General features: G+C 70.9%; 10 protein-coding genes. 6 read left to right on the top strand and 4 right to left on the bottom strand.

The features are described from left to right. Positions 1 to 34: 34 nt before the first annotated feature. On the bottom strand, positions 35 to 1,219 hold the full coding sequence (locus tag AB0L06_RS03475; protein ID WP_500229323.1) for a hypothetical protein: 1,185 nt from the start codon (positions 1,217 to 1,219) through the stop codon (positions 35 to 37). 577 nt (positions 1,220 to 1,796) lie between these two features. On the opposite strand from AB0L06_RS03475, the gene AB0L06_RS03470 reads away from it, so the two are divergent. Further along, positions 1,797 to 3,455 carry a sensor histidine kinase gene (locus tag AB0L06_RS03470; protein WP_500229322.1) on the top strand — a complete coding sequence of 553 codons (1,659 nt, stop codon included), beginning with the start codon at positions 1,797 to 1,799 and terminating at the stop codon, positions 3,453 to 3,455. 102 nt (positions 3,456 to 3,557) lie between these two features. After that, on the top strand, positions 3,558 to 4,235 hold the full coding sequence (locus tag AB0L06_RS03465) for a response regulator (protein WP_500229321.1): 678 nt from the start codon (positions 3,558 to 3,560) through the stop codon (positions 4,233 to 4,235). Positions 4,236 to 4,700: 465 nt separating this feature from the next. On the opposite strand, the gene AB0L06_RS03460 is transcribed toward AB0L06_RS03465, so the two are convergent. Next, on the bottom strand, positions 4,701 to 5,048 hold the full coding sequence (locus AB0L06_RS03460; RefSeq protein WP_500229320.1) for a hypothetical protein: 348 nt from the start codon (positions 5,046 to 5,048) through the stop codon (positions 4,701 to 4,703). Between the two features lie 33 nt (positions 5,049 to 5,081). Beyond that, positions 5,082 to 5,453 (bottom strand): MerR family transcriptional regulator, encoded by a 372-nt coding sequence (locus AB0L06_RS03455; protein WP_500229319.1) that lies wholly within the window; start codon positions 5,451 to 5,453, stop codon positions 5,082 to 5,084. A 123-nt stretch (positions 5,454 to 5,576) separates the two neighbouring features. Here AB0L06_RS03455 and ahcY (AB0L06_RS03450) point away from each other — a divergent pair, with 123 nt between their 5' ends. From ahcY (AB0L06_RS03450) to AB0L06_RS03440, 3 genes are all read left to right on the top strand, one after another. Then, complete coding sequence (gene ahcY / locus AB0L06_RS03450; RefSeq protein WP_500229318.1) at positions 5,577 to 7,007, top strand: adenosylhomocysteinase; 1,431 nt, start codon at positions 5,577 to 5,579, stop codon at positions 7,005 to 7,007. A 179-nt stretch (positions 7,008 to 7,186) separates the two neighbouring features. Then, positions 7,187 to 8,446 carry an adenosylhomocysteinase gene (gene ahcY, locus AB0L06_RS03445; RefSeq protein ID WP_500229317.1) on the top strand — a complete coding sequence of 420 codons (1,260 nt, stop codon included), beginning with the start codon at positions 7,187 to 7,189 and terminating at the stop codon, positions 8,444 to 8,446. Between the two features lie 235 nt (positions 8,447 to 8,681). Continuing rightward, positions 8,682 to 9,344 carry a hypothetical protein gene (locus tag AB0L06_RS03440; protein WP_500229316.1) on the top strand — a complete coding sequence of 221 codons (663 nt, stop codon included), beginning with the start codon at positions 8,682 to 8,684 and terminating at the stop codon, positions 9,342 to 9,344. Between the two features lie 190 nt (positions 9,345 to 9,534). On the opposite strand, the gene AB0L06_RS03435 is transcribed toward AB0L06_RS03440, so the two are convergent. Then, positions 9,535 to 11,058 (bottom strand): cellulase family glycosylhydrolase, encoded by a 1,524-nt coding sequence (locus tag AB0L06_RS03435; RefSeq protein WP_500229315.1) that lies wholly within the window; start codon positions 11,056 to 11,058, stop codon positions 9,535 to 9,537. Positions 11,059 to 11,585: 527 nt separating this feature from the next. Here AB0L06_RS03435 and AB0L06_RS03430 point away from each other — a divergent pair. Further along, positions 11,586 to 12,134 (top strand): hypothetical protein, encoded by a 549-nt coding sequence (locus tag AB0L06_RS03430; protein ID WP_500229313.1) that lies wholly within the window; start codon positions 11,586 to 11,588, stop codon positions 12,132 to 12,134. Positions 12,135 to 12,425 lie beyond the last annotated feature (291 nt).

Here is a 12,425-nt window from a genome sequence, read left to right as displayed (position 1 = left end):
TCCCCGCCCGCCCTGGTGGCCGGGCGGGGGACGGTCAGCGTGGGCGCGGAGTGTTGGTCCAGGTCAGGGCCTGCGAGCGAGTGTCGCCGGGGGTTCTGAAGGCCCCGGCGGCACGGACCTCCGGGGTGCCGGGGACGAGGGCCAGCCCCCTGATCTCGGCGAACGTTCCGCCGGACCCCGCCTTGGGCGACGGAGGACGGGAGACGTCCCAGGACGTCCCGCGGTAGTGCGCCAGGTAGGGCCGGGAACCGGCGTCCGCGCCGGAGATCCAGACCCCGTCCCGGCCGTCCGACACGACGGCCGTGGCTCCGCCCGCCGCTTCGGGCAGGCCGATCCTGGCGGCCGTGCGGCCGGGGGCGGCGAGCGGAGCGGAGACGATCGACCAGCCACGGCCGTCCCAGTGCTCGACGAGCGGCGCGCCCGTGGAGGTCGCGCCGACCGCCCACACGTTGTTCGCGGAGTCCGCGGCCACGGCGGACGGCGTCGCGTCGGGGGCCGACTGAGGAGGCGTCGTCGCGGCCCAGGAGCGGCCGTTCCAGTGGAGCAGGAGCTGGCGGGTCCCGGTGCTGCCGACGGCCCAGGCGTCATCGGCGGCATTCGCGGCGACGGCGTTCAGGGTGCTGCCGGGGGCGGAGCCGGTGGGCGTGACCGTCCAGGTCCGTCCGTTGAAGTGCCAGGCCGCGGCCATGGTCCCGGCGAATCCGCCGGTGCTCCCGACCGCCCACACGTCGCCGGGAGCGCGCTCGGTCACGCCTCGGGCGGAGATCGGCCTGCCGCCGGAGGCCGGGAGCGCGCCGGGCGTCCAGTGCCGCCCGTTCCAGTGGACGGTCCGGGCGTCGCCGTCGGCGCTCGTCCCGACGACCCACGCGTCGTTCGCCGAGACGGCGGAGATCGCGGCGAGACCGGTCCCCTCGGGCAGGGGAAGCGGGGTCCGGCGCCAGCGTGCGCCCGTCCAGCGCAGGGCCAGCGGGGCGGTTCCGGCTCGTCCGATGGCCCAGCCCGTCCCGCTGGACGGTGCGCTGATCCCGGTCAGGGCGGTTTCGCCCGTCAGACCCTCCGGGCGGACGAAACGCCAGCACCGGCACTCCTGCTTCCGATGCGCCCGGGTGTTCGGGCGCGCGGCCGATCCGGACGTCGGGGCACAGGAGCCGGTGTGTGGACGTGGATTCGGCGGGCAGGACGCCGTCCCCGCGATGGCCGTGGAACGTGCCGCCAGCACTGCGGGCGTGGAATCCGCTGCACGTATCCCGCCTGTGGGAGGCGCTGCGGGCAGCGTGCCTGTGGGAGGCGCTGCCAGTACCGCGGCCGTGGCCAGTGGGGGCAGGAACGCGGTGAACGTGAGCGTGCGTGCGCCGTGTCGTTGAAAAACCATGGGTCCCCTCCGGACAGCGATTGTCCGGGGAGACGTGCGCGGAGCGCGGGAACGGCGGGCAAAAGCCGCGTAGATCAGGGGGAAGGCAGCTCCCCTCGTCGGCCGGCCGGATGCCGGATCGACCCCAGCCCAGGCAAGATCGGCGATGCCCCCGGAGGGAGGCTGGCCGGCCGACGCGGGGCGCCTTCCATGCACGCCGACCGGACCCCTGAAAACCGGACGGCATCTGCGTGACCTCGGCAGTCGCCGAACCCCCTATGTCGGCGGGGCCGCTTCGGTCACGGTTAAGACATTACGGCCGGCGCCGTCGTTCTGACGTCCCCCTCAGGGAGGGAACGCATGTCGTTCTCCAGGGGGATACGACTCCTCCGCATGGCTCCGCACGGTGAGGCAGGGCACTTCCTCCTGCGGTCACACTGGAGGGGTGACCAGCGACGACCAGCCAGAGAACCCCGCACCGCCGACCGCGTTCGGCCCCGCCCTCGCGCGCCACGCCTGGCTGCTGTCCGGACGGGTCGTCGCGGGTGTCGGCCAGCTGCTGCTCTGGATCCTGACCGGCCTCGGCGCGGTGCTGCGCCCCCTCGGCCACCGCGTCTCCGCCCGGCTCAACGGACCTCGCGTCCCGTCGTCCTCAGGAGTACCCGGGCCTCATCCCGGGGGCGTACAGAGTCCGCCCGGCGGGGCCTCGACGACGGTGACGGCGCCGCTGCCCCGGTGGATCAACGGCTGGCGGGACTTCACCGAATCCTGGTACTTCGCCCCGCTGACCGGGTTCGCGCTGACGATCGCGGCGCTGGCGGAGCTCGCACCGGGCGCGCGGACGCCGATCAGCGTCGCCGGCGGGTTCGCGGTCGTCTCGACGCTGCCGCTGGTGTGGCGGCGCGAGTACCTGCGCCCGGTCGCGGCCGTCGCTCTCGGCGCGTTCGCCGCGAGCCTGCTCACGGGGCAGGAAGTGCTGGTCACGACCGTCCTGGCGGCCCTGTACACGCTGTACGCCCTGGCCCGGGGGCTGCCGCGCCAGTCCGCCGGGGTGCTCGCCGTGGGCAGTGTCGTGACGGTCGCCGTCGTCTACCTCGCCACCGGCACCCTCGACGACATCCCCTGGCCCGCGGCCGTCGTGGCCGTCCTGTCGGCGATCGGCCTCGGCGACGCCCGCCGGACGGTGGAACGGGCCGGACGCACCGAAGCCGCCGCCGAGGAACGCAACAACGAGACCCTGACCAGGCTGAACGCCGTCCAGCGGGAGCAGGCCGTGATGCGCGAGCGGGCCCGCATCGCGCGCGAGCTGCACGACGTCGTGGCGCACTCGGTGTCCATGATCGCCGTCCAGGCGGAGACCGCGCCGTACACGATGCAGAGCCTGTCGCCGGAGGCCCGCGAGGGCTACACCGAGATCGCCCGGACCGCGCGTGAGGCGCTGGTGGAGATGCGGCGGCTGCTCGGCGTGCTGCGCGCCGACGCGGGCGCGGAGGCCGAGTCCGCGCCGCAGCCCCGGCTGGACCGGCTGCCCGAGCTGGTCGACCAGCACCAGGGCGCGGGCGGGCGCGCCGACCTGGTCGTCCAGGGGCAGCCGCGCGCGCTGTCCACGACGGTCGAGCTGTCGGCGTACCGGATCGTCCAGGAGGCGCTGACCAACGCGCGGCGGCACGCGCCCGGCGCGGACGTCCACATCGAGCTCACCTACCTGCCCGACCGGCTCGCCGTCCGGGTCCGCGACGAGGGCGCGGACGGGCGGACGATGATCCTCAACCCGGGGAACGCGGCGGGCCACACCACCGTCCTGGACCTCGGACCCGAAGCGTTCGGCCCCGGAAACGCGGGGACGGGGCCCGTGAACGCGCCGTTCGGAGTGGGGAACGCGACGTCCGGGCCCGGAGCCGCTCCGGGAACGGGGAACCCGCCGTCCGGGGGCGGGAACGTGCCGTCCGGGGGCGGTCACGGACTCCTCGGCATGAAGGAACGTGCGACCATGCTGGGCGGACGGTTCTCCGCCGGACACGCCGCGGATGGCGGATTCGTGGTGGAGGCCGAACTTCCATTGACGAGGGAGGACCCCGCCCGTGACCCAGGGACGAGCCGCTGACCGCCGCGGCGCGACCGTACCCGCGCCACCGCCCGTCCGCCCCGCCCCGGTTCGTCCGATACAGGCCGCCCGTGCGGTCGCCGGCACACGGGGAGCGCGGCCGTGATCAAGGTCCTGGTGGTGGACGACCAGACGATCGTGCGCGCCGGGTTCGCGGCCCTGCTGGACGCGCAACCCGACATCTCGGTCGCCGGGCAGGCCGGGGACGGCCGTGAGGCGGTCCGGCTGGCCGAGCAGCACACGCCCGACGTGGTGGTCATGGACATCCGGATGCCCGGCATGGACGGCATCGAGGCCACCCGCCGCATCCTGGGCGGACCGAACACCGACGGCACCCGCGTCCTGGTCCTGACGACCTTCGACGTCGACGAGTACGTCTACGAGGCCCTCTCCGTCGGCGCCAGCGGCTTCCTGCTGAAGGACGCGACGGCCGACGAGCTGGTCTCCGCCGTCCGCGTCGTGGCGCGCGGCGACTCGCTGCTCGCGCCGCAGGTCACGGGCCGGCTGATCCGCGAGTTCACCAAGCAGCGCCGGACGCGTCCGACCCCGCCGGCCGCCCTGTCCACGCTGACCGCGCGCGAGACCGAGGTGCTCGTCCTGATCGCCGCGGGCCTCTCGAACGGCGAGATCGCGGCGCGCCTCGTGGTGAGCGAGCACACCGTGAAGACCCACGTCGCCCGGGTCTTCACCAAGCTGAACCTGCGCGACCGCGCTCAGGCCGTGATGCTCGCGTACGAGTCCGGACTGGTCGTCCCAGGCGAGAACGCGCCGTCCGAGTAGATCCGCCCTGCGGAGTCTGCGGCGGCTGCCCGCCATAGGGAGGCTGCCCGTGCGGGGGTTGTCCGTAGGCGGACGGCTGCCCCTGGGGCGCTTGTCCGTACTGCTGCTGAACGTTGGGCGGGGGAGCCGACTGGGCGTACTGCCCAGGCTGCTCGGCGGGGAAGGGCTGACCTCCCGGAGAGGGCTGAGCGCCAGGGGCGACCTGTGTGGCCTTGGCACGGGCACGGGCGCAGTACGGGCAGCCGCTCGGGGACGTTGCGAAGTAGAGAAAGACCAGGCCTGCGGCCGCGAAGGCGGCGACGCCGAGCCCGGTGAGCGTGTTCTTGGTGTCGGCCCGTCCGAGGGAGACCACGGTGAGCAGGAGGCCGACGGCGAGCGCCATCAGCAGGACGGTGAAGGTGCGGGTGGTGATTCTCCACGCGTGCAGGAAATGGCGCATAGGACGGGGAGCTCCTCGGCGGGGACTTACCACTGGGACGAGCCGGGCTGGGACGAGCCGGGTCGAGGTGGGGCGGGTTGAGGCGTGTCGGGGGTGGACGAGCGGCGGCGGGACGAGACGATCATGCCGACCAGGCAGGCGCCGGAGAGCGCGGGACCCCCGACGACCTGGACATATCCCCACATGTGGAGCGAGCTCTTCCGCTCCTCGTACGTCTGCGTGTGGACGCGGCCGCGCGTCGACGTCCGGCAGATGTCGTCCGGGCCCATGCGCGTGCCCTCGCAGCCGGGCGCGGCGACGAGCCGGTAGACGCCCCAGCAGAACAGCAGGACGCCGGCGGCGACGCCCACGAGCGGTGGGATCTTGTTCCTCATGCCTGGCCGGTCTGCTCCGTTTCGGGGGGTGTGTCAGGGGTGCGTCCTGCCCGAGCGTAGACCGGGCCGGCGGAGCAGGCGCAACGCCTTCTCCTTCTCGAAGTCCAGGGCGCGGGCCGGCGGGGCGGACAGTCGTCCGATGCGTTCGCCCAGCTCACGGACGCGTGCCTGCACCTCCGGCTCGGCCAGGACGCGCAGTCCGAAGGCGAGCTCGGCGGGGCCGATGTCGAACCGTTTCTCCAGGGCCAGGGCGAGCGCGACGGCGCGCAGCTCGGCGTCCCCGAAGCGGCGGTGGCCGCCGCTCGCTCCCGCGTCGCGGGTCGGCGGCAGCAGCCCCAGCCGTTCCCGGTAGCGGAGCATGCGGGGTGAGGTGCCGAGCCGCCGGGCGGCCTCCGTGATGCGCATGGGGTCAATTCTGACAAATTTGTGTCAGGTAGTCGTGGCCCGGCGTTCTCGACGCGTGGCACCGCCCCTAGACTCGCTCGCGTACGGCGTGTCCGAGGATCGCAACAGAGGAGCAACGGAAGCATGGACTACAAGGTCGCAGACCTTTCGCTCGCCGACTTCGGCCGCCGGGAGATCCGGCTCGCCGAGCACGAGATGCCCGGTCTCATGGCGACCCGCAAGGAGTACGCCGACTCCAAGCCGCTGCGCGGGGCCAAGATCATGGGCTCCCTGCACATGACGATCCAGACCGCCGTCCTGATCGAGACGCTGGTCGACCTCGGCGCGGACGTGCGCTGGGTGTCCTGCAACATCTTCTCCACCCAGGACCACGCCGCGGCGGCCATCGTCGTCGGCCGCGAGGGCACCGTCGAGGACCCGAAGGGCGTTCCGGTGTTCGCCTGGAAGGGCGAGACGCTGGAGGAGTACTGGTGGTGCACCGACCAGGCCCTGCGCTGGCCTGACGGCTCCTTCCCGAACATGATCCTGGACGACGGCGGCGACGCCACCCTCCTCGTCCACAAGGGCGCCGAGTACGAGGCCGCCGGGGCCGTCCCGTCCGCCTCCGAGGACGACCCCGAGGAGTGGAAGATCATCCTCGACACGCTCCGCAGCACGATCGCCGAGGCCCCCGGCCGCTGGACCGAGACCGCCGCGTCCGTCAAGGGCGTCACGGAGGAGACCACGACCGGCGTCCACCGCCTGTACGAGATGGCCAAGGCGGGCACGCTGAAGTTCCCGGCGATCAACGTCAACGACTCGGTCACCAAGTCCAAGTTCGACAACAAGTACGGCTGCCGCCACTCGGTGCTGGACGGCCTGAACCGCGCCACCGACGTCCTCATCGGCGGCAAGGTCGCGGTCGTCTGCGGCTACGGCGACGTCGGCAAGGGCTGCGCCGACGCGCTCAAGGGCCAGGGCGCGCGCGTCATCGTCACCGAGATCGACCCGATCTGCGCCCTGCAGGCCGCCATGGACGGCTTCCAGGTCGCGCCCCTCGATGACGTCGTCGGCATCGCCGACATCTTCGTCACCACGACGGGCAACAAGGACATCATCCGCGCCGACCACATGGCGCAGATGAAGCACCAGGCGATCGTGTCCAACATCGGGCACTTCGACAACGAGATCGACATGGCCGGCCTGGCCCGCACCCCCGGCATCGAGAAGATCGAGATCAAGCCGCAGGTGCACGAGTGGCGCTTCGCCGACGGCCACTCGATCATCGTCCTCGCCGAGGGCCGGCTGATGAACCTGGGCTGCGCCACCGGCCACCCGTCGTTCGTCATGTCCAACTCGTTCACCAACCAGGTGATCGCGCAGATCGAGCTGTTCGCCAAGACCGAGGAGTACCCGGTCGGCGTGTACGTCCTGCCGAAGCACCTGGACGAGAAGGTCGCCCGCCTGCACCTGGACGCCCTGGGCGTCAAGCTGACCACCCTCTCCAAGGAGCAGGCCGAGTACATCGGCGTCAACGTCGAGGGCCCGTACAAGCCGGAGCACTACCGCTACTGATCTCCGGTGACCGCGTCCCTGTGGAGTTGCTCCAAACAGGCCCGGCGGCACAGGCCGCCACCGGGGACGCGGGATAGGGTCCGAAGCAGCCTGGGGCCGCCGCGCCTGGCCGGGGAACCGGTCACGCGGCGGCTCCGTCGCATCCAGCGGACATCGAGGCGGACACCGAGGGGGACCGGATGAGCGACGTCGCGGACGCCTCGCTGGCGTACGAGGGCGTCAAGCGGATCGAGTGGGCGGACCGGAGCATGCCGGTGCTGCGCCAGATCCGCGAGCGTTTCGAGGCCGAGCTTCCGCTGTCCGGGCTGCGCGTCGCGGCGTGCATGCACGTCACGACCGAGACCGCGGGCCTGATCCGGACCCTCCAGGCGGGCGGCGCGAGCGTCGCGCTCGCCGCCTCCAATCCCCTCTCCACGCAGGACGACGTGGCCGCCGCGCTCGTGCACGAGTACGGCGCGCAGGTCTTCGCGCGCGCCGGAATCGACAGCGAGGGCTACTACCGGCACATCCACCAGGCCCTCGAGACCGGCCCCGACCTGGTCCTGGACGACGGCTGCGACCTGGTCAACACACTGCACACCGAACGCGTCGACCTGCTCGGGACGGTCCGCGCCGGCTGCGAGCAGACCACGACCGGCGTGATCCGGCTGCACCAGATGGCCCGCGAGGGCGCGCTGCGCTTCCCGATGGTGGCGGTGAACGACACCGACACCAAGCACATGTTCGACAACCGGTACGGCACCGGCCAGTCCACCCTGGACGGCATCGTCCGCGCCACCAACACGCTCCTCGCGGGCAAGACCATCGTCATCGCCGGCTTCGGCTACTGCGGCCGGGGCCTCGCCGAACGCGCCCGCGGCCTCGGCGCCCGCGTCGTCGTCACCGAGATCGACCCGGTCAAGGCCCTGGACGCCGCCCTCCAGGGCTACACCGTCCTCCCCATGGCCGAGGCCGCCCCGGTCGGCGACGTCTTCATCACCGTCACCGGCAACCGCGACGTGATCAGCGCCGAGCACCTCACGGTCATGAAGAGCGGCGCCATCCTCGCCAACTCGGGCCACTTCGACGTCGAGATCGACGTCCGCGCCCTGGCCGACCTCGCCGTCGCCGTCCACCACGGCGTCCGCCCCCAGGCCGACGAGTACATCCTCGCCGACGGGCGCCGCCTCGTCCTGCTGGCCGAAGGCCGCCTGGTCAACCTCGCCGCCGCCGAAGGCCACCCCGCCGCCGTCATGGACATGTCCTTCGCCGACCAGGCCCTCACCTGCGCCTGGCTGGCCGAATCCGCGCCCACCCTCCAACCTGCCGTCCACGAGGTCCCCAAACACATCGACACCGAGGTGGCCCGCCTCAAACTCGCCTCCATGTCGATAGCCATAGACGCCCTGACCCCCGACCAGGAGGACTACCTCCACTCCTGGCGCCTGGGTACAACCTGACCCCACCCCCCAACGCCCACCCCGCGCCCCGAGCCTCCTGCGCTCCCAGCCTTCTGGGCGCTCAGCCCTCTGGGCGCTCAGCCCTCTGCACTCCCAGCCCTCTGCACTCCCAGCCCTCTGGGCGCTCAGCCTTCTGCACTTGGCCGGATGAACTTTGGCCGGGAGGGGGCGGCATGGGCGGCTTCGGCGGGGTGGCCTTGGCTCAGGTCGCCCTGGACTGAGATACCGTCGACCGGTGCCGCGCGGAACCTATCTGCACCTGGAGGACGGAACCGAGGAGCGTTTCCAATGCGCTCCCGGACCCGGCGGCTGGCGCTACGTCGCGTCCCGCACGGACGGGACTCGCGTCGACCTCGTCGTGGACGCGCGATGGCGGCAGATTCGCGCCGAAATCGTCGCACCGGACTGGTGGCTACGCGGAGGCGTTGCCGGACGCGAGACCGCCTGGGTCCGCGCAGGCTCGTCCCGTGACGCCACAGAGCACACAGCACAGGCGTCAGGCTTCCTGGGGGAGTCCCCGGCCTTCGCCATAGTTGTCGCGCGTTACTTGGCCGAGGTGCGCCCACCGTCCAGTGGCATGGAGGGCCTACCTGCCAGTGGCACCGAGGATGGCGCCGGTGAGCACCACGCCCTGCTGGACGGGGCGGCGGTGGACGTGCGGCTTGTGCGTGTGAGCGGGGCCGCGCTGGCGACTCTGACCGAATCATGGCGTTGGCGACTCGCTTCCGTGACGAGGCATGAGGCCGACACCGGGTCTCTGCCAGTTGAGCAATACGAGGTAGCGGATCTGGCGACCGGGGAGGTCCACCACGTCCACTTGGCAGGCGACGTTGTTCTGGACGCTCCCGGCATCGAACTGGTCGACTTGGACGGCCCTCCCAACTTCCTGACGAGCTGACCGAGGAACGGCCGCGACAGATGGAATGGGCCCGCCGAGGGCCGCATCCACCCTGTGCAACGAGTTGCGTGCCGGTCGAAGGCATCGCCGACATCCACGGTCGAGGATGTAGCGGACGGTGGTGGTGTCTCCTTTCCATCGCGGTCGGGTCGGCTTCGACGGTGTTTGGGTGAGAGGGGATCGATGCTGGTCAGGACGGGGTGACGGTGACGCTGTGAGTGGTGCGCGCCGGGTCGTTCCACACCGACAGGACGCGGCGGACGGGATCCCAGCGCCGCTTCTTGTCGGAGGCGCTCACCTTGGGGGTGCCCGGGTAGACGGTTGCGGGGAGCCAGATCTCGGTGGGGCCGGCCGTGCCGGAGCCGGAACGCCATGCCACTGTGAAGGCGCCGGAAGTGAACGAGACCTTCGTGGGGGTGCCGGCGACCGCTTGGGGGAAGGGACGGGCCAGAACCTTGCCGACCTCGGTCAGGCCGCCGTCGCGGTCGAGGGGAGCCAGGGTCTCCTTGGAGCCTTGGGCCTGCGGGTCGTTCGACCAGTAGGCCCAGCCGACCCGGAGGTCATCGCTCATCGACAGCCAGTCGCGCGTGAAGTCCGCCGCTCCCGGTTGTGAGAAGGCCATGGCGCCGATCTCACCGATCCACAGTGGGACGTTGAGGCGTCGGGCCGCGTCCGTCATGTTCTGGCGCCAGAGGACGAATTCGGCTTGGACGAGGGTTTTGGAGATTCCGGTGTAGCCACCGCCGATGTCGACGCCGCCAGGGTAGAAGTGGGCCGCGAGAACCATCCGTGAGCTCGGGTCGGACAACCGTGTCAGGCCCGTTCCGGCCGTCCGACGGTCTCCCTGCTGGATGAGCTTGGTCAACGCCGCGCGCACGCGCGGGTCGTGGACCTGCCCCAGGGAGGTGCCGAGACCCTCGTTGACGCCGAGTGCCTGCGGTTCCACGAAGACCCACTTGTTGTGGTCCACCTGGCGGATGGCGTTCACGATGCGCTGGTGGAAGGGCGTGAGCACCGGCCCCTCGAAGAAGCCGAACTGCTTCGTCCCGCCGAACGGCTCGTTCATCAGGTCGTAGCCCAGCACCGCCGGATCTTTGGCGAACCGCGTTGCGACGTGCTTCCACATCGCCACGTAGCGCTGGATGAGTTCCGGGTGCTTGCCGGTGTTGTTCCAGAAGTTGTCGTAGGCGCGGAGCACGGCCGGTTGCAGGTAGGTGAGCACCCACGGGTCCTGCGGTGTGCAGGGGAGGCCGTCGGTGATCGTCGCCCAGGCCGGGGCGCCGTCACCTGCTCCCTTGCAGGCCGCCGGGCCGTAGATGTCCTGGTGCATGTCGAGGACGACGTTGATGCCCTGCTCCCGGTACCAGGCCACACGCTGGGCGACCTCGTCCAGGTAGTGGTCGTCGTACCGGCCGGGGCTCGGCTCGATGTTCTTCCACTGCAGGACGTACCGGACGACGTTGCTTCCGAGGTTCCGCCGTTCGGCGACGACGTTGCGGCGTTCGATCCAGGGCAGGCCGGACGGCCCCTTGGCGTCTCCTGAGGTGTTGAGCCCGTGCAGGACCAGCGCCCGCCCCTGGCCGTCGGTGATCTGGCGCAGTCCGTCGCCCTGGTCGGCCGACGCCGTTTCGGCCTGCAGGACGGCCGTGGGCACGGCGATGAGCAGCGCGGTGAGCGCCAGGCGGACGACGGCGGTGACGGCGGGACGAGGCACGGTGGGGCTCCTTGAGCAAGCGACCGACCAAACATGAAATTTCCTCGGAGGTTCGGCGGTACCGGCACTAACTCCCCGCCAACATCCACCGGCCGAAGAAACGTGATCCGAAACCGCGCCACTCCATACACCTCCGGTCGCATCGGACCCCGGTGATACCCCCGCCACCCCGCGCACACACCGGACGAGCCAGAGGCCAGAACAGCCGTAGTCCCACAGCTTTGCGGGTGATTGCGACCGTGAGAAGCAGCAACGTTTGCTTGCTGCTTTGGGGGTGGGGCGGGGGCGGCGTTGCCGATGAGATTCAGTATCGGTGCGGTCACTGGGTGGGGCTGAAAGATGGGTCTGTGATGCGGTTGCGTCCATGGTGAGGGTGTCGTGGTGTGGCCGCGCCGGTCGATCATTCACCGTACGTCGCCGCTGAACCGCCGGTCGTTGAGAGCGGGACGCCGATTCACCCGTCCGGGGGAGCCGCTTCGCCATCGCGGGGGATCTGCTGTATTCGCAGATCAGACAATCTAAAGCACATGACGATCAAGCTGATTCACAGGGTCCCGGCCACCAGCGACACCGAACGGCCGACCCCTCGCTGGGCTCTGCGGCTGGCCTACGCGATGCCACTGCTGTTGCTGCCGTCGTGCATGTGGCGGTTGCCATTCGCGTTCAACTTCCCGATGGGACAGGTCCAGGACATCGGCATGCCCCGCCTGGCGATCTCCATCCCGTACGTGTTCGGGCTCAGCATTTTGACCGAGGTCTCCGCGCTGGCGGCGATCGGCCTGGTCAGTCGGTGGGGCGAGGTTCTCCCCGCCTGGGTCCCGATCGTCGGGGGCAGGCGCGTCCCGCCGATGCTGGTGGTCATACCCGTTGCGATCAGCGGACTGGCCTTGACGTCCGTGACGGTGATGATGGGACTCACCTGGTCCGGAGTCGTCGAAGGGGTCCCGTACGAGAACATCTGGTGGGAGGCGCTGGCCAAGACCGCCGTCACCCCGATCGCTGCATGGGGCCCGATCTTGCTTGCCCTGACCGCCGCCTACCACCTGCGCCGCCGCCAGCCTGCCCCCACCGACTAGGAGACCCACCAGACATCTGGAACGCGGGGTCGGCACCCCCTGCGACGTTCCTTGGCATGCTCCGCGACACGACGAACGGGGTGGGGCGACGGTGTTGGTGGAACTCATCGACACGACACCGCGACGATCAAGGGGTTGCCCAAACTCATCAACAAACGTTGCCGCTACACGCGGACGAAGCCCGCAAGCTGCTGGACTACTAAACCGCCCTGATCTCCTTGCCCCCCGGGGGCCACGGACGCGGCCAGCGGGTTGGCCATGTAGGTCGGGCCGTGCATGAGCACCCCGGCC

Source organism: Spirillospora sp. NPDC052269, from assembly GCF_040679435.1.
Lineage (GTDB): Bacteria > Actinomycetota > Actinomycetes > Streptosporangiales > Streptosporangiaceae > Spirillospora.
Note: the sequence above shows the minus strand (reverse complement) of the source record. Positions and strands in the feature narration are given on the sequence as shown.